The sequence below is a fragment of the bacterium genome (assembly GCA_041649255.1).
In the GTDB taxonomy this organism is placed as follows: domain Bacteria; phylum Hydrothermota; class UBA3073; order JACQXS01; family JAQTXJ01; genus JAQTXJ01.
Genome location: JBAZNK010000002.1, coordinates 245,661 through 271,330, shown reverse-complemented (window position 1 = coordinate 271,330; position 25,670 = coordinate 245,661). Strand labels below are relative to the sequence as shown.

The following is a 25,670-nucleotide window of genomic DNA, read 5'->3' as shown; positions in this document are numbered from 1 at the left end:
ATGATAAATTCTACGAGATTTTTCTGAAAACGAAACATTACCCTGTCTTTTAGGGTTACTCTAATTTCCCAATAATCCCCTTTGAAACACTTTAACCCCAACCCTTTGGGCTTTATGTGGTTTTCAAAAAAATCTATAGTTCTTAAAACTGCTTCTTTTACTTTTTCTTTTCTTGAGGAATCCAGTCGTTTTATACCAAATCGCTATTAAAATGATAACCTATTAAACTCAGGATAACAAATGGTTATATGAGCTTATTGGTATCTAACCGGATAAGAATCCCTAAGGGCTATTGCCCAGGGCTTCGTATCAAACAGACTGGATAGGAATCCCTAATCGCTATTGCTCAAGGGCTTTCTATAATTCCAAGTAAGCTAATAAAGACTGGATAAGTTAGAGTAACGCTCCTTCGTCACGAACTCTAACTAAACAGATTGTTAGCAACTTGGTATTACAGAATGGTCAAAAGAAGGCTTAAATTCAAATTTCATAGAGCAAGTAGATGCTTCTTTGCTTGTTTAGGAGTTGAATACGATTTTCCTTTTTGATTCGCTATTTTTTCAAGTTTTTCCAATTCATCTGTAGAAAATGAAGTTTTTGTTTCTAATTCGTCTAATAATCTTTCTACTGCTTTTGAAATCAACCATGATTTTGAACGTTCTTCCTGCGCACAAAAATCGTTTACCCTCTGCAATAGACCTTTTTCAAGAGTAGTTGACACATGAATACAATTTCTCATTTTACACCCCCAAGTATTAACTTTTATCATTAAGTATTAATAGTATTAATCTTGTCAAATGATTTTTGGGGATTACCTAAAGATATAACAAAACTGTTGGAGTAATAGATAAAATAGGATATTTGAAACTTGGAGAGTATGTTCAATGGGCAGGGCAGGGGCATTTTTGGGGTGTAAAATATAACTTGACTGAATGAAAGTTTATTAATAAGGTATTAATAGTTATGAAAAACCTTAATAAGATTGAAAAAAATAAAGGTCTTTTTGATAAAATCTCCGGTTTAATTGAACTGGCAAAAAGAAAAATTGCTGTTACAATTAATGAAGAAATGGTTATTCTTTATTGGAATATTGGTAAAAATATAAGGGAAGAAATAATAAAATCTGATAGGGCAGAATATGGAAAACAAATAGTGCAATCACTGACTGCACAATTAGTTCCTGTTTATGGAAGAGGATTTTCAAAACGGAACTTATGGTATATGATTCAGCTATATGAAGCATACCCAATCTTCCGTGCACTACTTGGAGAATTTGAAGGATTAGGCTGGACACATATAATAACCATTTTGCCTATAAAAGATAACCTAAAACGGAGATTTTATGCTACTTTATGCATAAAAGAACACTGGAGTACCCGCACACTTCAGGAAAGAATAAACAGTATGCTTTATGAAAGGACTGCATTATCACAACTTCCGGAGAAAACCATTAAAAACCAATTGAGTGAATTGAAAGAAAAAGATAAGATAACCCCGGAATTAGTTTTTAGAGACCCCTATGTCCTTGATTTCCTTGAACTCAACGATACTTATAGTGAAAAAGATTTGGAAAAAGCAATATTGAATACTCTGGAAAAATTTATTCTTGAATTAGGAAAAGATTTCTATTTTGTTGCAAGACAAAAAAGGATTACTGTTGATAATGAAGACTATTATATTGATTTGCTATTTTATCATAGAAAACTTAGATGTTTTGTTGTGATAGATTTAAAACTTGGCAAGTTTAAGGCAGAATATAAAGGTCAGATGGAACTTTATTTAAGATACATAGAAAAATATGAAATGGATGAAGACGAAAATCCGCCTGTTGGAATTATTCTTTGTTCTGAAAAAGGAAAAGAGCAGATTGAGTTATTATTTTTACCGCAAGATAGGATAAAAATTGCTGAATATTTAACCAAATTACCACCAAAAGAATTGTTTGCAAAAAAGTTACATAAAGCAATGTTGACCACACATGTGAAATTAGAAGACAGTAAATAACCCCATCAGGACGAGGCATTCTGTCTGATTTTTAGTAGAAATGATTATATTAATGATTTTTTGTTATATTAGTAACCCTTCCGATTGGCAACTATTAAGGAATATGCGGGTGGTGAATTCCATCAGTGCAGGGAACAGGTATGTTTATTTTGCGGGAGAAGGGATATTAAGATATGATAAGCTTTTTCAAAAGTATGAAGTCCCGGTTTCAAGAGATGCTCTTCCATTGGATATTAAATTAATTCAACAGGATATTTATACGGGAGAAGTCTGGTTTACTACACCTAAAGGGCTTGGTAAATATACGCCTACTTTTGAGAATTATAAGTTTATAGATATGAATAATATCGCAGGAGTATGTTCTCTTGGGGTTTCAGATAGATATATATATTTACGAAACGGGAATAAATACATTAAAGTTGATAAATTTTCGGGGTCTTCGGATTTTACGGATTCGGTGCCTAAACAAATAAGTTGGGAACCTAAAAATTCTCCGCAGGAGTATTCGTGGTTGGCACCGTGGTATACAATGGATAAATCTCTTAACAGGTATCCCGTTGTTTGTTCGGAAGTAGATGAACAATTCTTGTGGGTAGGCACTTCCGGGGACGGGATTTATAAATACAGTGCCGCGGGCTTTAATTTACTGGAACATTGTTTATACGGGTTTCCTTCAGGACGAATAATGTCGTTGTTTAAAACGGGAGATACTTTATGGTTTGGTGCTTTATCAGAGATAGGAAATTATGCTATCGGACAGGGGGCTTTTAGTTCGTATCTGTTTTCCAACACAATCAATCTTTTGAATTCGGAAATTACGGCAATGGCTTTTAATGATAAATATATGTGGTTTGGCAGCCAAATAGGAGTTTCACAGTTTAATAAATCAAGAAATATATGGTATAATTTTATAGAAGCGAGTGATGTATTTTCGCTTGCGGTAAAAGGAGACGAGTTGTGGATTGGGACTAATAGCGGGTTGTTAAAATTGACTAATGGCTATATGGGAACGGTAATTAAAAATATCTGCGTGAACGATGTAGCGGTTTGTTCTACGGTGGTATGGATAGCTACTGATAGGGGTGTATTTTCTTTGAATGATACAGGCTGGGTTCAGTTTAATGACCCAGATAAAATTATGAGTCATGGGGTTTATAGGTTATTATTTGACGAATACGGAAAATGGTTTGGTGCTAAACAAGGTTTATTGGTATATAAAAAAGATAATAATTGGGATAGGTTTAATTATCCTACGGTTTTGCCGGGCGAGAGAATTATGTGTTTTGGAACGGATGAAAATACGCTTTATGTTGGGACGGATAGGGGAGTAGGGGTTTTTAATAAGAACAGCAAGTCGTGGAACAGGTATGACGAAAAAAATTCGTATATGAATGGGATTGTTTATTCCGTTGTTGTGGATAAAGGTTATGTATATTTTGGAACGGATAACGGGATTGTAAAGTTGAAGAAATAGAGATATTAGGTTGTGGATTTAAGTTTTTTTAAGTGGTTTCTGACATCAAGATAGTCAATGTTATAGAGGTATATTTCTTCAAAGGCATTAATTGCTTTCTCAGCGTAACCTAAAGTTTCATAAGCTATAGCAAGTCCATATTTCAGAGTATAATAATCATCATTTGACTTGTTTTCTTCCTCAAGTGCGCGATTAAAGGCATTAATGGCAACATCGGGTTTATCCTTTTTTAAGAAGCAGTACCCGAGTTCTTTTAAGGATCTCAATCTTTCCTGTTGAGTAGATGTTGAGAGCTGGAATTCTTTTATTGCAGCATCATAGAAACCCAGGTTTTTGTATTCCAATCCAATTTTGTAATGGTCTCTTTTTTGGGGAGTATTCGTTGCTACTTTAATTTCGTTTATAGCGTGAAGAAGTAATTGAAAATCTTTTTCGTTATCTAGGGGATTACTATCATCTTGTGCTTTTGTGGGAGGAGGAGAGCTTCTTGTCATTGTATGTCTGGGAACATTTTCAGGGGTATTAGTCTTAAATGGGGGAGTAGTTTGAGGGGGAATATTGGTTTTAACCGGTATAGAAATTTCAGGCTCTTTTTTTGTAGGCGGGGCAGGAGATTCCGAGTATGAAGAAGTTGGTTCTGGAATTTTTACAGGGGCGTTTTGTGGTTCATATGCCTTTTCATATTCAGGGGTAACAATTTTTTCTATTATTGGCTCCGGTTGTTTTTCAAGAGTTGGGGAATCTGTTCTGCTATCAGCGGAAGTCGAGAATATTGAATCTAGTTCGTTGTCGTGAATGTTAGATTTTTTATAATAGTCTTCTACTTCTACTTTTAATTTTTGGTCACTTGAAAGTAAGGACATAAGTTTTCTATAGTGGACAGGTTTTTTTAGTGGCCCTCTGTTTTTGGAATTGGACTGGAGATAATGCTTAAAAGCTTCTGCAGCTTCATTTAATAAACCTATTTCTGCATAAAAGACGGCAAGATTAAAGTATAATTCTGTATATCCCGGGATAAGTCGGAGAGCTTTTTTACATACTGCAATACCATTTTCAAATAATCCTTCGGTTTCGTAGAGGTCAATAGCTCTTAAATATTCTGGAAGGGCGTCATTTAAGCTACTCATACGGACATAAACATCTCCTATGAGGTTGTATATATTAGGATCTTCGCTTTCTTCTAAGAGTTCACGGTATAAGGCGATAGCTTTTTCCCATTCACCGATTACTACATAAGCGCGAGCTTCTCTTTCGACCTGAATTCTTTTAAGCATATTCATTTTTTAGTTTATTTTTGTGTAAGTGTCAAGAAAAAACAGAAAACGGAGAAATTTCGCTGTAATGAAATACTGAATCAAGAGAAAGTAAGAGATAAAGGACATAGATAGTATTCACGAATGCGGACGGGCACGAATGGGCACGGATTATACATAAAATTTGAACATTTTTGAGGTTTAAGTGTTTGAAAGTTAATAAGTATTTTGAAAATTTTCCTTGACTTATAGAAAAAATTAGCTAAAGTAAAAAACTTAATTTATGTTTAATAGACTGTATAACAATTTCAATAAGCCGTAAAAAAGAGGTTATTCATGTTTAATAAAGCTTTAGTGATTTGTGCAATGCTAGTTGTTTTTTCTGCAAGTTGTAAAAAAAATGATAGTAAAGTATTAGCGAAAGTTGGGAAATCTGTTCTTACGGAAGAACAATTTTATTCTCTTATTCCACCGGAATATGCTGCTTCTTTAGGCATAGACCAGAAAAAAGAGTTGGTAAAGATGTGGATTAATACGGAACTTTTATATGAAGGAGCGGTGAAATCCAAACTTAATAAAGAAGCAGATGTGAAGTTAAAACTTGTTACTTTACAGAAGCAAATGTTGGCAAATGATTACCTTGAAAAGTATTTGTCCAAAATAAGTGGTATAACCGAACAGGATGTAAAGAGGTATTTTGATGAAAGAAAAGATTATTATAATACCGAAAGGGAAATTGCACAAATAATACTGAGAGATGAGGCAGAAGCGAATAAGATTATGTCTCAACTCAGAGAAGGGTTTGATTTCTCCAAGCTTGCGAAAGAATATTCTATTGATTCCAAATCTGCCGTTAATGGTGGTGTAATGGGCTATGTCCGAGCGGGAGATCTTTCTATCCCGGAGTTAGAGGATGCATTATTTTCGTTAAAAGAAATTGGTGCAGTGAGTGCTCCTATCCGGACGATGTATGGGTATCATATAATAAAACTACTTGGAACGAAGCCAATTAAGGATGGGGAAGTAACTTATGAAAATATGAGAGAAAAGATTCATAATGCGCTTACTGTCCCGAGAAGAAATGCAGCAGTAGACTCTTTATTATTGGGGCTTCGCAAAGACGTAAAGGTAGTAGAAAATTATGATTTGTTAAAATAGGAGATTAAATGGGAGTGAATTTAAAAGAAGAATATACTAAAAACATTGTTCCGAAATTGATGAAGCAACTTAAATATACTAATGCCTATGAAGTTCCGGAATTAAAAAAGATTACGATAAATATGGGAATCGGGGAAGCCGTTCAGGAACCGAAAATACTTGATGAAGCGTGTGAACAATTAGCTACGATAACAGGACAGCGTCCCTTAATAACACAAGCGCATAAATCAATATCTTCTTTCAAGTTAGTGAAAGGTAAGGCGATTGGTTGTAAAGTAACATTAAGAAAAGAGCGTATGTATGAGTTTTTAGAAAGGTTAGTAACTTTTGCTCTTCCCCGTGTTCGTGACTTCAGGGGATTAAATCCTGATTCTTTTGATAAAAAGGGAAATTACAGTTTTGGGATTGTAGAGCAGAATATATTTCCTGAAATTTCTTATGATAAAGTAAAACTTGTTTTAGGTATGGATGTAACATTTACAATTAGATGTAAACATAGAGAGGATTCATTAGAGCTATTAACCGCTTTTAATATCCCATTTAAGAAATCTTATGGCAAAAAAGTGTCTGGTAATAAAACAAAAAAGGGCAGCTAAGTATAAAACCCGTCGTTATCAACGCTGTCAGCTATGCGGTCGCCCAAGAGGTGTTTATAAGAAGTTTGGGCTATGCAGGATTTGCTTCCGACAACTTGCACTTCGTGGTCAAATTCCGGGTGTAAGGAAAGCAAGCTGGTAGAGTTCACTAAATAATGAAATTAGTAGTCTCTGTTTCTCCTCATATACATAGGGATATATCTATCCCCCGTATAATGTATACGATAATAATTGCATTAGTGCCTGCTTTTATATGGTCGATATGCTCATTTGGTATTCGCGCATTATGGCTTGTTATTGTTTCTTGTGGAGTGGCGTGTTTAACGGAAGCGATAGTTCAAATACTTATAAAAAAAAGACGAACTTATTTTGATGGAAGTGCGATATTGACAGGGATGTTACTTGCATTTAATTTACCCGTGAAAGTTCCTTTCTGGATACCAATAGTGGGAGTTATTTTTGCCATAGTCGTTGCGAAGCAAGCTTTCGGCGGATTAGGGTATAATTTTATAAATCCTGCTCTTGCCGGGCGAGCTTTTATAGTGGCTTCGTGGCCACAGGCAATGAGTGGTTTATGGTCGGCACCTAAATTTGGAGCTATAAGTGATATGAATGTAATTACAAATGTGGCTCCATTAGGGGTATTAAAAGTAAACTCAGGAAATCCTGCAATAGTATCAATGTTAAACTCAGGAGACTCAATTAAAAATTTATTTTTAGGGGTATGTGGAGGAACATTAGGTGAAGTGTCCTCTTTTTTTCTATTGCTTGGAGGAATTTTTCTCATAGCAATGAAATATATTGATTGGCGTATTCCATTGGCATATATAGGCACTGTAGGAATTTTAATGCAGATGTTTTATATGTTTGGGATAACTCCCGTGAATGGTATTTTTCATATTCTTGTGGGGGGATTATTTCTCGGGGCGTTTTTTATGGCTACGGATTATGTAACATCTCCTATAACTCGTGAAGGGAGGTGGGTCTTTGGCGTAGGATGTGGAATCATAACTGTGCTTATCAGACTATGGGGAGCGCAACCTGAAGGCGTCTGTTATGCAATTTTGATTATGAATTGTTTTGTCCCGTTAATAGAAAGGGCATTAAAACCAAAAATATTTAAGCAAATTAAAATCTTATCTTGACAATTATAAAAATTTGGACTATTTAAGGAGGTAAAATTATATGAAACTATTACCATTTAAAATGCCTCAAGCGGTAGAAGTGGAAAAATCTACTGATGAATACGGTAAGTTTATTTTTTCTCCTCTTGAACCTGGTTTTGGTATGACAATAGGAAATTCGCTGAGACGTATTCTTCTATCATCGATACAAGGAGCGGCTATTTCAGCCATTAAATTCGATAATGTTCCGCATGAATTTTCTACAATTCCCGGTGTTTATGAAGATATGTCTCAAATCATTCTTAATCTAAAGAAAATAAACATAAAATTGATAAATAAACTGGAGAAAAAGCTTTCTCTCAAAATAAATAAAAAGGGAGAAATAAAAGCAGGAGATATTAAGGAAGATAGTGAATGTGAGATAATAAATCCCGAACAGCTTATTTTGACGGTTACGGATGATATAAAAGATTTCAGTGCGGAACTTTTTGTTACTACCGGAAGAGGCTATGTGGCCGCAGAATTTTTGAAGAAAGAATCCGAAGTAGGTTTAATTTATTTAGATGCATTTTACTCCCCGGTTCGCAGAGTTAAATATAAGATTGATCATACAAGAATTGAACGGAGAACCGACTATGATAAATTAATTTTAGAGGTATGGACAAATGGACAGATGATTCCTGAGGATGCAGTTTCATTGGCGTCTACAATTGCAAATGACCATTTTAACATATTTACTTTATTAAGAAAAGAAGAAGAGATTGAAAGAGTTCAGGAAATGGATGAAACAGAGAAAAAATTAAGGGATACTCTTGCAATAAGGATAGATGGACTCGAGCTTTCGGTAAGAGCTCATAATTGTTTAAAGGCTGCTGAGATTGGAACATTGGGAGATCTTGTTCAGAAGACTGAAGCGGATATGTTACAATATCCTAATTTTGGTCGCAAATCGTTAGCGGAGCTTATTGAATTATTGGCTAGATATAACCTTATATTTGGAGCAAAACTTCCATTTAAGATAGGAGAAAATGAGACACGGGAATAAAGTAAAAAAATTAAATCGCACAAAATCTCACAGAGAAGCAACGCTGTTTAATTTGATGAGAAATGTTTTCACACATTACGGGATTGTAACTACCATTTTAAAAGCCAAAGAATCAAGTAAGGTTATAGACAGGACGCTTACATTTGCCAAAAAGGGAGATGCCAGTCGTTATGAGTTGAATAAAATATTGAGAAATGATAAAAAGATAATAAAACATCTTTTGACGGCTATTGTTCCTAAACTTGGTGAACGTAAGAGTGGCTTTACAAGAATAGTTAGGTTGCCGCCTCGCAAAGGTGATGGAGCACAGCTTGCATTCATTGAACTGTTAGGGTTTGATGAAGAAAGAAAGAAAAAGATAGACGCAAGAGAAACTAAACGGAAAGAAAAAGAAGAAAAAAGACTCAAGGGTGAAGCAGTATAGGTCTCAAGCGTAGATGTTTTGATTTTGTGTGCCACAGTTTGACTTCAGGAAAAACTAAACTATTACCTTTAATTATCAGGAGGTTAATTATGAAAAAGATAGCTTTTGGATTGGTGCTGATTATTTTGGGAGCAACCCGGGTATTTCCAATAAGCGTGGGTGTTAAAGTTCCATTTAATGGATTGCATAAAACAGCGACAAGTTCAAACGGAAATCAATACTGGTTCGGTGGAGGCGTCTCTATTGAAGGTAATTTCTTTTTTTTGAATCGTAAATTTAATTGTCCTCAATGTGGAAAAGAATATACAAAAATGTTCAGTGCAATACCTACTTTTGGTATTGAATTCAATTACAATTATGAAACAAGCAGCGGTAATGATACTAGCGTAACTACTTATGAATCAATTAAATATAAAGAGACAGGTAATGTATTTTCTTTGCTGGTAAAATATTATTTTCCTTTAGAAGAAGAAGCTAAATGGTGTCCTTTTGTGTCTTGTGGCCCTAAATTTAGAATGTATGATAAAGAGATAACAGTAAATGACAGTTCTTCTACTACTCCTATTACGGAAATGAAATTTATGGCTCCTGTAGGAGTTGAGTATAGAATCAGTGAGAAGACCAGATTTATCTGCTTTGGAGAGCTAAGTTTTAATTTCGGCGCTAATGGGAATAGTGCTCAAACTAGTTATGGCAGTATATTTTATGGTTTAGGTGTAGGAATTAAACAAACTTTATAAGCAGCAAGTATAATATAAATGTCAGGACAATCTGCTAATTTTGTGGATTTTTAGTGCTTTTCCGGTATCAACATCAATTTCTATAATTGCCCCGTTTAAATTACCTTCTCCTTTGGCAGGTTTAAATTCTACAGGAATACCGGTAATGAAATGTTGGATATATAGTTCTTTGACTATTCCACTTATTGAATCTTGTACTCCTGTCATTCCTACGCTTGATATATAAGCAGTTCCGCCAGGCATAATTTTTTCGTCATTAGTTTGTGCCGTTGTATGTGTTCCAATTACTGCCGATACTTTACCGTCTATCCAGTAGCTAAAAGCCTGTTTTTCTGCAGTAGTTTGAGCATGGAAGTCAACAATAATTATTTTAGTGGAAGAACTAAGCTTTTCTATTTCCGAAAGTCCTGTTCTGAAAGGACAGTCAATATTGGCAAGAAAAGCTCTTCCGAGCAAGTTTATTACTGCTATGCCTTCAGGATAAATAGCGCTACCGATACCAGGAACGCCGGGCGGATAATTTAACGGTCGCAATATTGAGCATTTTGCCATGGTAGAATTTGAAGTAGAATTAGTCGTAAGAAATTCTATCATTTCCTGTTTTCCCCACACTCTTTCGCCTGTAGTTATGCAATTTACACCACTATCCGTCAGAAGCAAAGCATCTTCAGGCGTAATACTATTTGCGCTTTTACTTGCGCATTCAGCGTTTGCAATGACAAAATCTATAGTATGTTCTTTTATCAGGGCAGGAAGTTTTTTTATGACGATTTCTTTGCCAGTGGTACCTATTATATCACCTACAAATAATATTTTCATTATATGTTAAATGTAGAATACTGGAATAATGAAAAAAATCAAGAAAAAATTGACTTTTATAAGAATATATATAAAATAAAAAATATGAAAATAGGTATTCTTGGAGCAGGAAACTGGGGAACCACACTGGCGATAATGCTTAGTGATAAAGCAGATGTAAGTTTGTGGACGATAGAAAAAATAGAAAACAGGGAAAATACTAAATATTTACCCGGCTACAAAATACCAGATAAAGTAAATATTACTTATGATTTTAATGACGCAATAGACTCTTGTTCTATTATTATTTTTGCTGTTCCTTCACAGGTGATGCGAGATGTGGCAAAATTATTATATAAAAAAACAAATGCCGTGTTATTGTGTGTTTCAAAAGGTTTAGAAAAAACTACGCTTAAAAGGATGTCAGAAGTTTTATTGGAAGAAACCGGAGTTCCGGAAGACAACATTTGTGTTCTTGCAGGCCCGAGTATAGCAAGAGAGGTAATTCGCGGTATCCCGACGAGTTGTGTTTGTGCGTGTAAGAACGAAGAGAATGCAAAATTAGTGCAAAGCATTTTGAATGCTAAAACATTCAGGGTTTATACGAGTTCGGATGTGATTGGTGCGGAGCTTGGAGGAGCATTAAAAAATATAATTGCCATAGCATCCGGTATTTGTGATGGATTGGGCCTTGGAGCCAATACTAAAGGGGCGTTACTTACAAGAGGAATAAGGGAAATTATTCGTTTAGGTGTAGTTATGGGCGCAAATACTGATACATTTTCTGGGCTTTCAGGTATAGGAGACCTTATAACTACATCGTTCAGCACGGATTCACGTAATCATAGAGTAGGAGAATTAATTGGGAAAGGTTATTCTATGGAACACATTCGTGAAAAAATGGTTGAAGTGGCAGAGGGAATAGATACAACTTCGGCGGCAGTAGAGTTATCTGAAAAATATAATGTAAGTATGCCTATAACACAGGAGGTATACGAAGTGCTTTTTAATAAAAAACCCCCTTTAATAGCGATAGAAGCTTTGATGGCAAGAGAACTTAAAGCAGAGAATTCGTGAGTTCGAATAGTAAATTGTGTCCCTACGATATTAGCATAGAATTAATAAAATAGTATAGAATAAACTCCAAAGAGTAATCGGATTAAAAAATAGCGCTATTTGTGATTATCCAGTTAAATTAAAAAAAGGTTGACATAATTTGATTTTGAAATCATATTCATAATAACATTAGTTAATAAAAATAGGAGGGGAGATGAAAAAAATTGTTTTGGGAGGAGTTTTTTGTTATATTTTTATAAATTTTATAAGTTCTTCTTTGTATGCTGATTCATGGGCAAAAACTTTTGGCGGAACGGGTGACGATTATGGGGCTTATATTCAACAAACTACCGATAAAGGTTATATAATGACCGGTAATACTGCTTCGTTTGGGGCAGGGCAGGAAGATTTTTTGGTTGTGAAGCTCGATTCAACAGCTAATATTTTATGGGCAAAGACTTTTGGCGGAGGTTTTATGGACAAAGCTTTTTCTGTTCAGCAAACCACTGATGGTGGGTATATAGTAGCTGGGGGAACCAAGTCTTATGGTGCAGGGAACTCCGATTTTCTTCTTATAAAATTAACTTCCACGGGGGCTATTTCATGGTCAAAAACTTATGGCGGGACAAGCATAGATGGCGCAAATGCAATACAGCAAACTTCAGATGGTGGATATATAGTATTAGGTTATAGTTTTTCTTATCCTTCAGTTGCAAGTGGTGGAGAATTTTTAGTTATAAAATTAGATGCAACAGGTAATGTTTCCTGGGCAAAAACTTTAGGTGGTGGGGATTTGGAAATAGGAACAAATGGGGTTCAGGAAACTTCAGACGGAGGTTTCATAGTAGATGGGTTTACTGTTTCTTACGGTTCAGGAGGAGAAGACTTTTTAGTCGTAAAATTAACATCTACCGGTGCTGTTTCATGGACAAGGGTTTTAGGAGGTGCGCAAGACGACGAAGCAAATGCAATAGAGCAAACTTCAGATGGTGGTTATGTAGTGGCTGGAATAACTAATTCTTATGGGGTAGGACAGGGTGACGTTATGCTTTCAAAGTTAACTTCCGGTGGAGCAGTCTCATGGGTAAAAACCTATGGAGGTGCAGCGCTTGATTGTCCGTGGTATATTCAACAGGATGGAAGTAATAATTATATATTAGTTGGAGAAACTAAGTCTTATGGCGCAGGTAATTCAGATTTCTTAGTTATGAAATTGGATGTATCAGGGAGTGTGTTGTGGTCAAAAGCTTTTGGAGGCGCACAGAACGATTGTGCTAATGGTGTGCGTTTAACCGCCGATGGCGGCTGTATAATTGCAGGAGAAACGGTATCTTTTGGTGCCGGAAATTATGATTTCTTGATGTTAAAAGTAAATTCTGCCGGTGGAATGGCGCCTGATTGTCCATGGGTTGATGCTCCGGTAACGGTTAATACTCCGGGGATAACCGGGACTTCAATTAGCACGGGGGCAATTTGTACACCATCTAATAGTTCTCCTTCAGTATCAACGGGTACTCCGGCGCTTCAAACGGCTGATGTTTGTTCGGAAGCAGGGATAGAAGATGTGGTAAAACCTGTAAAAACCGAATTGGTATGTTTTCCTAACCCGGTAAAAAATACTACTGTAATCAGGTATTCAGTTGCAAGCGAATACAAGACAGGGCAAATCCTGATTCAGGACGAAGCAGGAAGAGTTGTTAAGACATTTGAACCTCTTAAGAGAAATGGTATTGTAAGCTGGGATGCAAAAAATAGTAAAGGTGTTAAAGTTTCAGCGGGAACTTATTTTTGCGTGTTAAAATCAGAGCGTACAGAGGTTAAAAAGCTTATTGTAGTTAAATAATTGACACCTGTTATACGTTGAATTTGAATTCTATAATATCCCCATCTTTAACTATGTAGTCTTTATCTACGACTTGTAATAATCCATTGCCTTTTGCTGTTTTCAGGGCAATTGCGGGTGAAGAAACCGTAGCTAAAACTTTTTTAAAGTCTTCAAATCCTATTATATCTGCTTTTATAAATCCACGTTCTATGTCAGAGTGGACTTTTCCTGCGGCTACGGATGCTTTCGCTCCTGCCGTTATTTGCCACCCCCTGACTTCATCTTCTCCTACCGTAAAGAAGACTGCTAATTTGAATGGAGTGTAAGCGGTTTCCGAAAATCTATCAATGATGGGCTTTTCTATGCCAAATTCTTTACAATATGTTACTCTGTCATCCGAATCAAGTTCTAAAATTTCAAGTTCAATAGATGCATTAATAATAAGCAATGGGAGAATATTCTTCTCTTGGAATGCTAAGAGTTCTTTATTATCTTTTTCCTGATTATCCGTGTTTAATATAACGATTGACGGTTTTTGTGATAGAAAGCCGAATCCCCGTAAGGATTTTTCTTCTTCCTCAGTTAGAGTTATTTTGCTTAAAGGGATTGATTCGTCAAGCGAGGCTTTACATTTTTTTAGTAATTCGGATGTTTGAGGAGAATCAGCCTTCTTTATTGCATTTTCACACATTTCAATATCTCTTAAAATAAGTTCAGATTGCAGGTCGGATAGGTGTTTTAGGGGGTTATTAAAACTCCCCCAGAATGGGATGACGTAAATCAGAGCATCCATTGTCTGGAGTAATGCCAAGCCGGATTTTGAAAATCCGGGGATATCGTTTAGTTCAAGCTTCACATAGGTAAGTTTTTTGGGTTTAAAGACAGAGGCAAGAAAATCAAGTCTCGAGTCTTTAATGTCCATTGTCCATATTAGTGGTTTAGCGGATGGTGGCATATTTATCTGGGAAGTAAGCAACTTGAATATTGTTGTTTTTCCTGAAGTTTCTTGTCCTACGATTCCTATTTTCATTTTTTCTCCTGTTGTTTTTTGTAGTTACATATTTTTGTGAGATTACATCCTATACATTTAGGTCCTATTGGTCGGCAAATTTCTTTTCCAAAGCTTACCAGAGCGTAATTTATCCATCCCCAGTATTTTTGAGGAATAATGGGTTTTAAATGTTTTTCAGTATCTTCCGGTTTAGTTGTTTTTACAAGACCTAACCTGTTGGATATGCGATGAACGTGTGTATCTACTGCGAGAGCAGGTATGCCAAAACCGTAAAACAATACACAATTAGCGGTTTTAGGCCCTATACCCGGAAGAGAAACCAAGTCGTCAAAATTATTGGGGACTTTTGAATTAAATTTAGTTATCAGAATATTTGATATTTCCTTTATTCGTTGTGCTTTTACCCTGTAAAACCCGATGCTTTTTATTAAGGATTCTATTGCTTTAACAGGTGCTTTGTTAAAATTGTCCGGTGTTTTATATTTCAGGAATAATTGGGTACTTACTTTATCTGTAGTTTCATCTTTTGTTCGCTGGGAAAGAAGGGTAGAAATAAGTATATAGAAAGGGCTGTCTCTTCTAGTGGTTGTTCCATATCTCAATTGGAGTGTGCTTATTATTTTTTTTACTTTTTCCCGTTTATCGGGGTTAATTGACTCTAAATTTGACATTTATAAATGCCGGATATGTGATTACATAATCTCCAAATCCGTTTCTGTCTTCGAAAATAAATTTTGTTTCTATTGAGTAATAATGCCATATTTCGTAAGGGTTTTCACCTATTTCAAAGGGGTGTGATTCTATTTCGTCAGGCGCTCCCAATAGTACATATATTTTCCCTCTATCTGTTTGCCATCCTTGTTTCCCTTTCTCGAAATTAGCATTCGCGTAATCTACGCGATTAAAATATTCCGTTTCAATTCCTTCGTATTTGTATTGCGATTCCTTTTTTTGCCAGAAATTTAACCATTCTGTTTCTCTTTTTAATACAGGTGTTTTAATAAGCGAGTCTATTTCTTTATTGTTTGCGATATAAAAAAGCTGTTTTACTTTTGACCCCCAATCTTTTACCCAGAAAGGTTCTTTAACGTATAGTGTGTCGGTTACAAAATCACAGGTGTTTCCATTAGATGGGCAAGCCGAGAGCAAAAAATTATGTGTTCCTGATTTAAGAGAATCAAACTTGAACGAAACTTCATTTATAAAATTGGTATTGTCGATTATTATACTATCTGTGATATTATCTATTTTACATAAGACTTTGAAGGGCGAGTTGCAGAAATTATATATTTCCAAATTCAACCTTTTAGTCTCGGAATTAAAATTTCTACTTGAAAAAGATAACAGGGACTTTTCTATTTTTTCAACGGTTATTTTGTCTTTTTTCTCTCCTGTTTTTTGTGAATTCAAATCTCTTATTTTGAGTATTAAATAATACGTTCCGGGGGAAACAGGTAATTCTACTTTATTCTTTATTTTTTTTATGGTACTGTCTTGTTGAAATTTTTCCGTCCAGATATCACCAATTTCCTTTTTGTTCCGGATAAGAATAGCTGAAATTTCATAGTTTGCAAAAAAGTTATTGTTTGATTTTATGTAAATTAATTGATTAGACGGAATTTCATAAAATATTCTTAGTCCTTCCGTGCTGTCTTTATTGAGAAAGACTCCGGTATGGTAAGAAAAATTTAATTCAATTGTGCTTAAAAACAAGAAAAATAACATAATTTATGTAATTTATATCAATGTAAGCAGAAGTCAAATTCTTTATTTTTGGAGACTGTTAAAAAGCTTTTTGGGTATGTTATTTTACTATTCCGCGTTTGGATGTTTCTATAAATTTTAAGAGATGTTTGACTTCGGGGATTAAGGGTAATTCTTTTTTCATCTCTTTAAGTGCTTGTGAAGTGTTTAAGTTTGAGAACAATAAAATCTGGAATGCTTGTTTTAATGTTTTAATAGTCTTTGGTGGGAAGTTACGTCTTTTAAGTCCTACAATGTTTAACCCGTGAATCTTTAAGGGGTCAGATGCGGCTAAGGAGTAGGGTATAACATCTTTTGGAACTCTATATCCTCCGGCAATCATACTATGTCCACCGATTCGTGTAAATTGGTGAACAGGGCATAGACCGGATATAAAAGCATAGTCTTCTATTTCTACCACTCCCGAAATTTGAGTCGCATTGGCTATTATTATATTACTCCCAAGTTTACAATTATGCGCTATATGAACATAACACATTAAAAAATTGTTATTTCCTATAGTTGTTGGAGTTCCGGCTCCACCGTGAATAGTTACAGATTCTCTCAGGATATTATTATCTCCGATTTCAATATAAATTTGTTCTCCTTTAAATTTTACATCCTGGGGAGGATTGCCTATTGATACATTTTCGTATATTTTACATTTCGAACCAATTTTTGTATTTCCGGTTATTCTGACAAAAGGACCTATTTCCGTTCCATCTTTTATTTCTACGCCTTTTTCTATAATACTATAAGCACCTATGGTTACGTTATCTCCAATAATTGCAGATTTGTCTATGATTGCGCTTTTATGAATTAAATTAGGCATAGAGTATTAATCAATTGTTCTATAGGGATAAAATTGATACAGGTAGTAACACTTTCAATTTTTATGTTCCGATTTCCCAGGATTGTAGATATTCTTTCTGTTCTTTTGTAAGCGTATCTATTTCTACTCCAAGGGCTTTTAATTTTAATTGTGCTATGCGAGCATCTAGTTCTTCAGGAATTTTATAGACCTGATTTTTTAGTTTTTGGGCGTTTTCTATGGTATACTTAGCAGCTAATGCCTGGTTTGCAAACGACATATCCATTACTTCTGCCGGGTGTCCTTCTGCTGCCGATAAATTAACAAGTCTGCCTTCCGTTAATAAATAGATTCGTTTGCCTGATTTTAATTTGTATAATTGGACACAAGGTCTAACCTCGCGAGTCTCTACGGAGAGTTTCTGTAATTCTTTTTTATTTATTTCTACGTCAAAGTGTCCTGAATTTGCAAGTATAATTCCATCTTTTGCATCTAAGAAATGATGTTTATCCACGACATTTATATCACCGGTAACCGTAAGCACAATATCGGCTATTTTTATTGCTTCTTTTGATGGCATTACTCTGAACCCGTCAAGTCTTGCTTCCAATGCTTTAACAGGGTCAATTTCAGTCACAATCACATTTGCACCAAGCCCGTGAGCTCTCATCGCAACTCCACGTCCGCACCATCCGTATCCGCAAACGACAAAGTTTTTACCTGCAAGCAGAACATTAGTGCTTCTTAATATCCCATCTATAGTAGATTGTCCTGTTCCATAGCGATTATCAAATAAGTATTTTGTTTTGGAATCATTTACCGCTATGATGGGAAATTTAAGTGCTCCTTTTTGAGCCATAGCTTTAAGCCTTATGACTCCTGTCGTTGTCTCCTCTGTTCCACCCTTTATATTTTTCAACAACTCTTTTCTTTTAGAGTGTATTGTAGATACTAAATCAGCTCCGTCATCCATAGTTATATGCGGTTTGTTATCAAGCACCTGATTTAGGTGTTTATAGTAGACATCATTAGATTCGCCTTTTATCGCAAATACGGGTATGGCATAGTCAATAACCAGAGATGCGGCAACATCGTCTTGCGTGGACAATGGATTCGAAGCGCATAACATTGCGTCTGCTCCACCTGCTTTGAGTGTCCGCATTAAGTTGGCAGTTTCGGTAGTCACATGCAAGCAAGCACTTATTTTCACGCCCTTTAGTGGTTTCGACTTTGCGTATTCTTCTCTTATTTGCTTTAAAACAGGCATTAAGGCATCTGCCCATTCTATTCGTGCTTTACCTGATTTATGTAAATTTTTATCCTTTATATCGTAATTCATATTTTTTATCCTCTTTTTGCTGTTAAAATTTAATGGTGTGCTATTTTTTCGTAGTCTGATTTAGAAAGTAATGTTGTTACTTCATTGGAATTTGCAATTTTGATTTTTACCAGCCATCCATCATTATACGGGCTTTTATTGATAAGGTCCGGGCTAGTTGTAACTTTCGTATTCACTTCAATAATTTCTCCGGATACGGGAGCAAAAATATCCGAGACGGCTTTAACCGCTTCAATTGTTCCGACAGATTTGCCTTTTTCTACTTTTGTTCCTACGGGTTTGAATTCAACGAATACTACATCCGAAAGTTCGGACTGGGCAAAATCCGTAATTCCGAAACTTCCTTTGTCACCTTCTACTTTTAACCATTCATGAGTGGGGGTATATTTTAAATTTTCCGGAAATTCCATTTTTTCCTCCTTAAATTATACTATTTTTTATTAAATAATTATAAAAGTTTATAACTTCTAATCTATAATTGTCAATTAAAATTTTACTCTATAACTATTCAATAATTTTAGTTGACTTTTTATATATATAATCCAAGATTACAAGTTAATTAATGAACAGTTTTAAATCTTTATACCGATGTTATTCCCCATATAAAAATAGATTATGGATTGGTATTGTTGCCCTCTTTTTGGTTGATATATTTCATCTTTTTATACCGAGAATAATAAAATATGCCATTGACGGCATAACCAAAGGCACTATAACCAAAACCGATTTGTTTCGCTATGCGTTATTAATTGTCGCTCTGGCCATTGTAGTCTCTATTTTAAGGTTCTTTTGGCGATACTACATCATAGGGACTTCAAGGAAAATAGAAGAACAAATCCGTAATAAGCTTTTTGCCCATATCCAGAATATGGATATGAAATTCTTTAATAATCACAAAATCGGTGACTTGATGGCTCATGCTACTAATGATGTCAATGCTATCAGGGAAACTCTCGGTCACGGTATGATTCAATTTCTTGATATTATTATATGGGGACCATTTTCGCTTGCTTTTATGCTATTTATATCCGTCAAACTTACTCTATTTGCAATTATTCCCCTGCCTTTTGTTTCCATAATGATTATGAGATTTAGCAAATTAATTTATACGAGATTTAAAAATGTCCAAGCTTCTTTTTCCGCTCTTACTGCTAATGCAAGAGAAAACATTGAAGGTATCAAAGTAATAAAAGTCTTTAATCAAGAAAACGGTGAAATATCTAATTTTACGGATAAATCTCAGGATTATATGGACAAAAATATGCGGCTTACACAAATTCACAGCATATTTTCGCCTATGATATTCTTCTTTACAAGTATCTCAACAGCTATTGTCTTGTTAGTCGGGGGAAAATACGTTATTTCCCACGCCATATCAATGGGTGACCTTGTTGCTTTTATGTCTTATCTCGCAACTTTTATCTGGCCTACAATAGCAATCGGACTCTTACTTAATACAATCCAGCGCGGTTCAGCTTCTATGAGCAGGATAAATGAAATATTAAATACTTTGCCCGAAATAAAAGCTCCTTCAGACCCGGTGGAAATAAAAACAATCTCTAACGTTAAAAAACTTGAAATCGTTAATCTTGACTTCTATTACAAAGAAAAACATGTCCTTGATAATATAAATCTATCTCTTAACGCAGGCGATTCACTCGGTATAACGGGTAAAATCGGTTCAGGTAAAACTACATTTTTGAATCTTATAACCCGTCTGTATGACCCTGATAAAGGAGAAATCAAATTAAATGACGTATCCCTAAAAAACATTCCGTTCGATAATCTCAGAAAAGTTGTTTCTTTTGTCCCCCAGGATTCTTTCTTGTTCTCGGATACGATTTTTGCCAATATAGCTTTTGGTAAACCTCATGCTACTCTGGAAGAAGTACAAACAGTTGCAAAAATTGCCAAAATACACGATGAAATTATGAGTTTTCCGAATAATTATTATGATGTAATCGGTGAAAGAGGCGTTACTCTCTCCGGAGGACAGTGCCAGAGAGTTGCCCTCTCAAGAGCTTTGCTTCTTAACCCGGATGTTCTTATTATTGATAACGCTCTCGCGAGTATAGACATAGAGAAAGAAATGGAAATTCTGCATAACCTTAGACATACCTTGAAAGATAAAATATTAATCGTTGTTTCGCATCGCATAAGAAGCATTATGGAGTCCGATAAGATAATAGTTCTTGAACACGGCAAAATTACAGAAAAAGGAAACCATAACGAACTTCTTGCTTTGCAGGGAATTTATTTCCACTTGTTCAGATATCAGGAGTTTAATAAATGAGCAGACATTCGCACTTTTATAGTGATGAGGATATAGATAAGTCGTATGATATAAAACTTTTAAATCGTTTTTTCGCTTATCTGGCTCCTTATAAATGGACTTTCTGGTTTGCCGTTTTCATATCTTTGATTAGTACTGCCGTCGCGCTCGTATTGCCACATATTACCAAAATCGCAATAGATAAATACATAATGGTCGGCGATTTTGAAGGACTGAAAAAACTGGTCTTTATTTATGCGGCTTTTCTCTTTGCAGGTGGGCTTTCTTCGTGGGGAATGAATTATTCCATTGCTTTTACTGCGCAATCCGTAATAAGAGACATCAGGGTAGCTTTGTTCTCGCATTTACAAAAACTAAAAATAAAATTCTTTGACCTTAATCCGGTAGGCAGACTCGTTACGAGAGTTACGAATGATGAAGAAGCTCTTAACGATATGATATCGAATGTGGGGGCAACGATATTTGCGAATATATTTACGGTCATTGGCGCAATATGGCTTATGCTTCAGTTGGATGTGAAAGTATCCCTTATTACTTTTCTGGTAATTCCTCCCCTTGTTATAAGCCTTAATCTTTTCCGTATTAGAGCAAAAAAGGCTTACCGCACCGTCCGTAAATGGCTGGCGCAAATAAACGTATTACTTAGTGAATATTTCGAGGGAATGAAAACGACGAAACTATTCAATCGCGAGCAGGAAAATTGTCATAAGTTTACCGCCGTTAATAAAGAGTATTACAACTCAAATATGAAACAGGTTATTGTATACGGGACTTTTATGCCCATAACGGAATTGCTTCTCTCGGTCGGGACTGCTCTTATTATATGGTGGGGGGGAGGCGAAGCGCTTCAATCAAAAATAACCATAGGAACGCTTGTCGCTTTTACGAGTTATATCCGCTTGTTGTTCCAGCCGATAATAGATTTTTCCCACAAACTTGATACCGTCCAGTCTTCTCTTGCTGCGGCTGAAAGAATATTCTTGCTTATGGATACGAAAGACTTTGAATACGATGATGAAAAAGCCGTTTCCCAGCATTTGAAGACAAAAGGAGAAATAGAATTTAAAAATGTATGGTTTTCTTATGAAGATACTCCAAACCCGGAGAACTGGGTTCTGAAAGATATCAATTTACGCATAAAACCGGGAGAAAGAATTGCCGTTGTGGGACCAACGGGTGCGGGAAAGACATCAATTATCGGATTGATTGTTAAGTTTTATACCCCTCAAAAAGGGGAAATATTAATTGACGGTATCCCCATTCAAAACATAAAACATGCTGAACTCAGGAGCAAACTTGCGCTTGTAACGCAGGATAGTTATATATTCAGCGGAACTATCAGGGATAACATAAAGTTAAGGGATTCAAAAGTCACGGAAGAGGAAATACAAAGAGCCGCCGAGATAACGAATGTAACTAAATTTATTGATAAAATGCCCGGTAAATACGATGAAGAAATCAAAGAAAGAGGTACAAACCTTTCAAGCGGAGAACGTCAGTTGTTGACGTTTGCAAGGGCAATTGCCGTTAACCCGTCTATATTGATTTTGGATGAAGCAACAAGAGAAGTTGACTCCTTAACGGAAGGATTAATTCAGGACGCTACGCATAAATTGCTGGAAAACAGAACCGCAATCGTAGTCGCGCATAGGTTATCTACGATTAAGAATGTTGACCGTATTATCGTTATTTCCGATGGTAAAATCATAGAAAACGGAACCCACGAAGAACTAATCAAAAACGACGGCTTCTACGCAGTATTATATAACCTTCAATATACATAATAGCAACAGGGATACGGACAAAAGAGATTCTCACGCAAAGCCGCCAAGACGCAAAGTTTAAAGATACGGAACTACTCCAGTTCCTTCAACCATTTCCTGATTTCTTCTTGACTTTCACTATTATAAATATATAAGGAAGTTAAGATGTTCGTAATATTATTTATTTTAAGCGTTACCTCTACTTATGAGAATTGGTCTAAATATGGTGGAACACTTGAAAATACACATTTCCAGTCGATGAAAGGTGCTATGAGTAGCACGCCTGACGTTAAGTGGTCTTATGTTACAGGAGATGTGATTGAAAGTTATGGTCCCACAGTTGCTGATGTAGATGGGGATGGAAGTATAGAAGCGGTTGTTGTAAGTTCTGACTTTAAAGTTTATTGTTTTGAGGGCGTAACAGGTCTCCTTAAATGGAGTTATGCAACAGGGGATGAGGTGTGGGCTTCGCCAGCAGTAGCTGATGTAGATGGGGATGGGAGTGTAGAAGTGGTTGTTGGAAGTTGTGACTCTAAAGTTTATTGTCTTAATGGCTCAACAGGTATTCCTAAATGGAGTTACGCAACAGGAGGTATGGAGTCTTCGCCAGCCTTATGTGATGTAGATGGGGATGGAAGTTACGAAGTGATTGTGGGAAGTTATAACTCTAAAGTTTATTGTCTTAATGGCTCAACAGGTACCCCGAAATGGAGTTATTCAACAGGAGCGTATGTGGGGTCTTCGCCAGCCTTATGTGATGTAGATGGGGATGGGAGTGTAGAAGTGGTTGTTGGAAGTTTTGACGGTAATGTTTATTGTCTTACTGGTTTAACTGGCGTCCCGAAATGGAGTTATGCAACAGGAAGTGAAGTATGGTCTTCGCCAGCAGTGGCTGATGTAGATGGGGATGGAAGTTACGAAGTGGTTATTGGAAGTTGTGACGGTAAAGTTTATTGTTTAAATGGAGTAACAGGTGGAGTAAAATGGAGTTACGTTGCTTCCGGTTGGATTCATCGTGGTATATCAATTGCAGATATTGATGGTGACAATAAAATTGAAGTGCTTCTCCCAAACTATGGGTTTACTGGTTCACTTATTTCCTTGAATGGTGAGGACGGTTCACTCTTATGGACAAAGACATTATCAAATGATGTTCATGACATAACAATTGCTGATATAGACGGTGATGAGTGTGTGGAATTAGTGGTCGGAACAGCGGGTGCGAAGAAGGTATGGGTATTAGATGATATGGCAAATTCAAGTGGTTGTGGTCCATTCGCTGTGGAAGAACAGTCAACAGCGAATAATAAACAATTCCCGGTAACTGCAAAAACAATTAAAGATAAAGTTTATCTTTCACTTCAAAAATCAGCTTCTGTCAAATTGAGTTTATATAATATTACCGGTCGGTTATTAAATATAATTTATGACGGTAGTTTATCTTCCGGCAGCTACACTTTTACTCCGACAATTAATCACTCCGGAATATACTTTGCAATACTACGAACAGATGGAATTACCTATCCTCTGAAGATAGTAAAATTTTAATACTAACCCACTTTGCATCTTTAAACTCTGCGTTCTTTGCGTCTTTGCGGCTTGGCGTGAGGAATTCTTAAATCTTTTCCTACCCTGTTATTTCTGTTCCTGCTTTTCCTTTTATTGCTTGTAATAGATTTTCCGGGGATGTAATAATTACTTTTTTACCTTTATTTTCCAAAAATGCTATAGCTGCTTTTATTTTTGGTCCCATACTACCGGCGGCAAAGTGTCCTTCTTTTAAATATTGTTTTACTTCTTTTAAAGTCGTTTTATCAAGGTTTTTCTGGTTTGGTTTCCCAAAGTTTATTGATACATTGGGGACGTCAGTCAGTATTATAAATAGTTTTTCATTTATGTTTCTTGCAAGCACGCTTGCTGCCAAATCTTTGTCTATAACCGCTTCCACCCCTTCATAACCTTTTTTTGTTTTTATTACGGGTATCCCGCCGCCACCGGACGCAATTACTACTATCCCTGAAGTGCCACTGAATATAAGCCTTAGAATTGCATCATGTTCCAGTATTTTTTGAGGAACAGGAGACGCTACAACCCTGCGCCAACCTCCTCGTTTAGAATCAAATCGCATTTCCCACCCTTTATCGTGTTTGAGTTTTTTAGCTTCTTTTTCTTTATAATATTGCCCTATGGGTTTTGTGGGGTTTTTAAAAGCAGGGTCTTTTTTATCTACCAGTACCTGAGTTATTACTGAAACTACGGTCTTATTGATTTTAAGAGCTTGTAATTCGTTGTTTAGAGTCTGTTGTAAGAGGTAACCTATTTGTCCCTGGCTTTCCGCGTTACAGACATCCAATGCCATCGGAGGAATTTCCGATTTCGCAAGTTCATTCTGGAGAAGAATATTACCAACTTGTGGCCCGTTGCCGTGTGTAATTACGAGGTCATAACCTTCACGAATAAGTTGAGCTAAGTATTTGCAGGTTATTTTAAGGTTCTTAATTTGTTCTTCTTTGCTGCCTTTTTCACCGGCAAGTAAAATAGCATTGCCACCGATTGCTACGACCGCTGTTTTCATAAGTGAAGTATGGGATTATTTTGTCTCATTATACAAACTGTCCATTGTCTTGCCTCTTTTGCTTATGCTTTTAGTGTTTTTTCTTGCCTTTTCGGTATTTGCAATTGTTTTAGTATCCGGTGTGAACACATCAATTATTGTGCGCGGGTTATCCAATTTTAATTTATCCTTTACTTCGGGCGGGCAAAAGCCCTCAACCCATTTTAGTTGTTTGAATACAAAAGGAGCAATTCTTGACTGTTTTATTTTTTCACTTCCGTCCGGAAACATTAATATAATAAAACATATAAGCCATGCCAATATCCCGCCTTTTACTAACCCTAATGCCGCACCGAGTATATGGTCAAGAAATCCAAGCTTAAAAGAACTTAAAAGGTTCTGAATTATAACTCCTATAAGATATATTAACAAAAATACAATCAAAAATACAACTATGAAACTTAATATTTTCGCGTATTGCCATTTCAATTCTGTTGCGAGAACAAAGTTTGCATAAAAGCGGGAAGCCACTATTAGACCGATAATTATACCTACTAATCCGAACACACTTCTAATAATTCCTCTCGCCAAACCTATGAGCAAAAATGCAACTATAACAACAGCTAACACGATATCAAGAATCATTTTGTCCCCCTCA

Annotated in this window: 25 protein-coding genes; 14 read left to right on the top strand and 11 right to left on the bottom strand. The window is 35.9% G+C overall.

Annotated elements, in window-relative coordinates:
• Nucleotides 1-487: 487 nt before the first annotated feature.
• Nucleotides 488-739: a hypothetical protein gene (locus tag WC614_02720; protein ID MFA5031910.1), complete on the bottom strand. Its 252-nt coding sequence runs from the start codon at nt 737-739 to the stop codon at nt 488-490.
• 224 nt (nt 740-963) lie between these two features.
• On the opposite strand from WC614_02720, the gene WC614_02715 reads away from it, so the two are divergent.
• The gene (locus WC614_02715) at nt 964-2,004 is read left to right on the top strand and encodes a PDDEXK nuclease domain-containing protein (protein MFA5031909.1); all 1,041 of its coding nucleotides are present in this window, start codon (nt 964-966) and stop codon (nt 2,002-2,004) included.
• A 52-nt stretch (nt 2,005-2,056) separates the two neighbouring features.
• Complete coding sequence (locus WC614_02710; protein MFA5031908.1) at nt 2,057-3,478, top strand: hypothetical protein; 1,422 nt, start codon at nt 2,057-2,059, stop codon at nt 3,476-3,478.
• Nucleotides 3,479-3,483: 5 nt separating this feature from the next.
• Here WC614_02710 and WC614_02705 read toward each other — a convergent pair whose 3' ends face one another.
• On the bottom strand, nt 3,484-4,752 hold the full coding sequence (locus tag WC614_02705) for a tetratricopeptide repeat protein (protein ID MFA5031907.1): 1,269 nt from the start codon (nt 4,750-4,752) through the stop codon (nt 3,484-3,486).
• Between the two features lie 315 nt (nt 4,753-5,067).
• Here WC614_02705 and WC614_02700 point away from each other — a divergent pair, with 315 nt between their 5' ends.
• The 7 genes from WC614_02700 (at nt 5,068) to WC614_02670 (ending at nt 9,818) form a co-directional block, all read left to right on the top strand.
• On the top strand, nt 5,068-5,889 hold the full coding sequence (locus WC614_02700) for a peptidylprolyl isomerase (protein ID MFA5031906.1): 822 nt from the start codon (nt 5,068-5,070) through the stop codon (nt 5,887-5,889).
• 8 nt (nt 5,890-5,897) lie between these two features.
• Nucleotides 5,898-6,485, top strand: coding sequence for a 50S ribosomal protein L5 (gene rplE / locus WC614_02695; protein ID MFA5031905.1), 588 nt, complete (start codon nt 5,898-5,900; stop codon nt 6,483-6,485).
• Nucleotides 6,442-6,627 (top strand): type Z 30S ribosomal protein S14, encoded by a 186-nt coding sequence (locus WC614_02690; protein MFA5031904.1) that lies wholly within the window; start codon nt 6,442-6,444, stop codon nt 6,625-6,627. The genes rplE and WC614_02690 overlap by 44 nt, the downstream gene beginning before the upstream one ends.
• A gap of 13 nt (nt 6,628-6,640) precedes the next feature.
• A complete protein-coding gene (locus WC614_02685) occupies nt 6,641-7,630 on the top strand; it encodes an RnfABCDGE type electron transport complex subunit D (GenBank protein MFA5031903.1) in 990 nt (329 codons plus the stop codon).
• A 40-nt stretch (nt 7,631-7,670) separates the two neighbouring features.
• Nucleotides 7,671-8,654 (top strand): DNA-directed RNA polymerase subunit alpha, encoded by a 984-nt coding sequence (locus tag WC614_02680; GenBank protein MFA5031902.1) that lies wholly within the window; start codon nt 7,671-7,673, stop codon nt 8,652-8,654.
• Nucleotides 8,638-9,078: a 50S ribosomal protein L17 gene (rplQ, locus tag WC614_02675; GenBank protein ID MFA5031901.1), complete on the top strand. Its 441-nt coding sequence runs from the start codon at nt 8,638-8,640 to the stop codon at nt 9,076-9,078. Before WC614_02680 ends, rplQ begins: the two co-directional genes overlap by 17 nt.
• Before the next feature lie 89 nt (nt 9,079-9,167).
• Nucleotides 9,168-9,818 (top strand): hypothetical protein, encoded by a 651-nt coding sequence (locus WC614_02670; GenBank protein MFA5031900.1) that lies wholly within the window; start codon nt 9,168-9,170, stop codon nt 9,816-9,818.
• A gap of 21 nt (nt 9,819-9,839) precedes the next feature.
• On the opposite strand, the gene WC614_02665 is transcribed toward WC614_02670, so the two are convergent.
• Nucleotides 9,840-10,637 carry a TIGR00282 family metallophosphoesterase gene (locus tag WC614_02665; protein ID MFA5031899.1) on the bottom strand — a complete coding sequence of 266 codons (798 nt, stop codon included), beginning with the start codon at nt 10,635-10,637 and terminating at the stop codon, nt 9,840-9,842.
• Nucleotides 10,638-10,721: 84 nt separating this feature from the next.
• On the opposite strand from WC614_02665, the gene WC614_02660 reads away from it, so the two are divergent.
• Nucleotides 10,722-11,693 carry an NAD(P)H-dependent glycerol-3-phosphate dehydrogenase gene (locus WC614_02660; GenBank protein MFA5031898.1) on the top strand — a complete coding sequence of 324 codons (972 nt, stop codon included), beginning with the start codon at nt 10,722-10,724 and terminating at the stop codon, nt 11,691-11,693.
• Between the two features lie 193 nt (nt 11,694-11,886).
• A complete protein-coding gene (locus WC614_02655) occupies nt 11,887-13,515 on the top strand; it encodes a T9SS type A sorting domain-containing protein (protein ID MFA5031897.1) in 1,629 nt (542 codons plus the stop codon).
• A 10-nt stretch (nt 13,516-13,525) separates the two neighbouring features.
• On the opposite strand, the gene WC614_02650 is transcribed toward WC614_02655, so the two are convergent.
• The 6 genes from WC614_02650 to gcvH all read right to left on the bottom strand — a co-directional run bounded on the left by WC614_02650 (nt 13,526) and on the right by gcvH (nt 18,812).
• Nucleotides 13,526-14,527: a DUF933 domain-containing protein gene (locus WC614_02650; GenBank protein ID MFA5031896.1), complete on the bottom strand. Its 1,002-nt coding sequence runs from the start codon at nt 14,525-14,527 to the stop codon at nt 13,526-13,528.
• Nucleotides 14,524-15,180 carry an endonuclease III gene (nth, locus tag WC614_02645; protein MFA5031895.1) on the bottom strand — a complete coding sequence of 219 codons (657 nt, stop codon included), beginning with the start codon at nt 15,178-15,180 and terminating at the stop codon, nt 14,524-14,526. The genes WC614_02650 and nth overlap by 4 nt, the downstream gene beginning before the upstream one ends.
• Complete coding sequence (locus tag WC614_02640; GenBank protein MFA5031894.1) at nt 15,158-16,234, bottom strand: GWxTD domain-containing protein; 1,077 nt, start codon at nt 16,232-16,234, stop codon at nt 15,158-15,160. The genes nth and WC614_02640 overlap by 23 nt, the downstream gene beginning before the upstream one ends.
• Nucleotides 16,235-16,313: 79 nt before the next feature.
• A complete protein-coding gene (gene lpxA / locus WC614_02635; protein ID MFA5031893.1) occupies nt 16,314-17,084 on the bottom strand; it encodes an acyl-ACP--UDP-N-acetylglucosamine O-acyltransferase in 771 nt (256 codons plus the stop codon).
• Between the two features lie 61 nt (nt 17,085-17,145).
• The gene (locus tag WC614_02630; GenBank protein MFA5031892.1) at nt 17,146-18,402 is read right to left on the bottom strand and encodes an adenosylhomocysteinase; all 1,257 of its coding nucleotides are present in this window, start codon (nt 18,400-18,402) and stop codon (nt 17,146-17,148) included.
• Between the two features lie 29 nt (nt 18,403-18,431).
• Nucleotides 18,432-18,812, bottom strand: coding sequence for a glycine cleavage system protein GcvH (gcvH, locus tag WC614_02625; GenBank protein ID MFA5031891.1), 381 nt, complete (start codon nt 18,810-18,812; stop codon nt 18,432-18,434).
• Nucleotides 18,813-18,964: 152 nt separating this feature from the next.
• Between gcvH and WC614_02620 the strand changes: the two genes are divergently transcribed.
• From WC614_02620 to WC614_02610, 3 genes are all read left to right on the top strand, one after another.
• Nucleotides 18,965-20,695: an ABC transporter ATP-binding protein gene (locus tag WC614_02620; GenBank protein MFA5031890.1), complete on the top strand. Its 1,731-nt coding sequence runs from the start codon at nt 18,965-18,967 to the stop codon at nt 20,693-20,695.
• Nucleotides 20,692-22,479 carry an ABC transporter ATP-binding protein gene (locus tag WC614_02615; protein MFA5031889.1) on the top strand — a complete coding sequence of 596 codons (1,788 nt, stop codon included), beginning with the start codon at nt 20,692-20,694 and terminating at the stop codon, nt 22,477-22,479. The genes WC614_02620 and WC614_02615 overlap by 4 nt, the downstream gene beginning before the upstream one ends.
• 144 nt (nt 22,480-22,623) lie before the next feature.
• Nucleotides 22,624-24,006, top strand: coding sequence for an FG-GAP-like repeat-containing protein (locus tag WC614_02610; protein MFA5031888.1), 1,383 nt, complete (start codon nt 22,624-22,626; stop codon nt 24,004-24,006).
• Between the two features lie 79 nt (nt 24,007-24,085).
• On the opposite strand, the gene arcC is transcribed toward WC614_02610, so the two are convergent.
• Nucleotides 24,086-25,033, bottom strand: coding sequence for a carbamate kinase (gene arcC, locus WC614_02605; protein MFA5031887.1), 948 nt, complete (start codon nt 25,031-25,033; stop codon nt 24,086-24,088).
• A 15-nt stretch (nt 25,034-25,048) separates the two neighbouring features.
• Nucleotides 25,049-25,657 carry a CvpA family protein gene (locus WC614_02600; GenBank protein ID MFA5031886.1) on the bottom strand — a complete coding sequence of 203 codons (609 nt, stop codon included), beginning with the start codon at nt 25,655-25,657 and terminating at the stop codon, nt 25,049-25,051.
• Nucleotides 25,658-25,670: the final 13 nt, after the last annotated feature.

Bases quoted from the DNA above. Each gene is read 5' to 3' on its own strand.
- WC614_02610 (MFA5031888.1), top strand. From the start codon at position 22,624: ATGTTCGTAATATTATTTATTTTAAGCGTTACCTCTACTTATGAGAAT.
- lpxA (MFA5031893.1), bottom strand. From the start codon at position 17,084: ATGCCTAATTTAATTCATAAAAGCGCAATCATAGACAAATCTGCAATT.
- WC614_02705 (MFA5031907.1), bottom strand. From the start codon at position 4,752: ATGCTTAAAAGAATTCAGGTCGAAAGAGAAGCTCGCGCTTATGTAGTA.
- WC614_02700 (MFA5031906.1), top strand. From the start codon at position 5,068: ATGTTTAATAAAGCTTTAGTGATTTGTGCAATGCTAGTTGTTTTTTCT.
- WC614_02640 (MFA5031894.1), bottom strand. From the start codon at position 16,234: ATGTTATTTTTCTTGTTTTTAAGCACAATTGAATTAAATTTTTCTTAC.
- WC614_02690 (MFA5031904.1), top strand. From the start codon at position 6,442: ATGGCAAAAAAGTGTCTGGTAATAAAACAAAAAAGGGCAGCTAAGTAT.
- WC614_02600 (MFA5031886.1), bottom strand. From the start codon at position 25,657: ATGATTCTTGATATCGTGTTAGCTGTTGTTATAGTTGCATTTTTGCTC.
- WC614_02660 (MFA5031898.1), top strand. From the start codon at position 10,722: ATGAAAATAGGTATTCTTGGAGCAGGAAACTGGGGAACCACACTGGCG.
- gcvH (MFA5031891.1), bottom strand. From the start codon at position 18,812: ATGGAATTTCCGGAAAATTTAAAATATACCCCCACTCATGAATGGTTA.
- WC614_02655 (MFA5031897.1), top strand. From the start codon at position 11,887: ATGAAAAAAATTGTTTTGGGAGGAGTTTTTTGTTATATTTTTATAAAT.
- WC614_02630 (MFA5031892.1), bottom strand. From the start codon at position 18,402: ATGAATTACGATATAAAGGATAAAAATTTACATAAATCAGGTAAAGCA.
- WC614_02670 (MFA5031900.1), top strand. From the start codon at position 9,168: ATGAAAAAGATAGCTTTTGGATTGGTGCTGATTATTTTGGGAGCAACC.
- nth (MFA5031895.1), bottom strand. From the start codon at position 15,180: ATGTCAAATTTAGAGTCAATTAACCCCGATAAACGGGAAAAAGTAAAA.
- rplQ (MFA5031901.1), top strand. From the start codon at position 8,638: ATGAGACACGGGAATAAAGTAAAAAAATTAAATCGCACAAAATCTCAC.
- WC614_02665 (MFA5031899.1), bottom strand. From the start codon at position 10,637: ATGAAAATATTATTTGTAGGTGATATAATAGGTACCACTGGCAAAGAA.
- WC614_02650 (MFA5031896.1), bottom strand. From the start codon at position 14,527: ATGAAAATAGGAATCGTAGGACAAGAAACTTCAGGAAAAACAACAATA.
- WC614_02680 (MFA5031902.1), top strand. From the start codon at position 7,671: ATGAAACTATTACCATTTAAAATGCCTCAAGCGGTAGAAGTGGAAAAA.
- WC614_02620 (MFA5031890.1), top strand. From the start codon at position 18,965: ATGAACAGTTTTAAATCTTTATACCGATGTTATTCCCCATATAAAAAT.
- WC614_02715 (MFA5031909.1), top strand. From the start codon at position 964: ATGAAAAACCTTAATAAGATTGAAAAAAATAAAGGTCTTTTTGATAAA.
- WC614_02710 (MFA5031908.1), top strand. From the start codon at position 2,057: ATGATTTTTTGTTATATTAGTAACCCTTCCGATTGGCAACTATTAAGG.
- arcC (MFA5031887.1), bottom strand. From the start codon at position 25,033: ATGAAAACAGCGGTCGTAGCAATCGGTGGCAATGCTATTTTACTTGCC.
- rplE (MFA5031905.1), top strand. From the start codon at position 5,898: ATGGGAGTGAATTTAAAAGAAGAATATACTAAAAACATTGTTCCGAAA.
- WC614_02615 (MFA5031889.1), top strand. From the start codon at position 20,692: ATGAGCAGACATTCGCACTTTTATAGTGATGAGGATATAGATAAGTCG.
- WC614_02685 (MFA5031903.1), top strand. From the start codon at position 6,641: ATGAAATTAGTAGTCTCTGTTTCTCCTCATATACATAGGGATATATCT.
- WC614_02720 (MFA5031910.1), bottom strand. From the start codon at position 739: ATGAGAAATTGTATTCATGTGTCAACTACTCTTGAAAAAGGTCTATTG.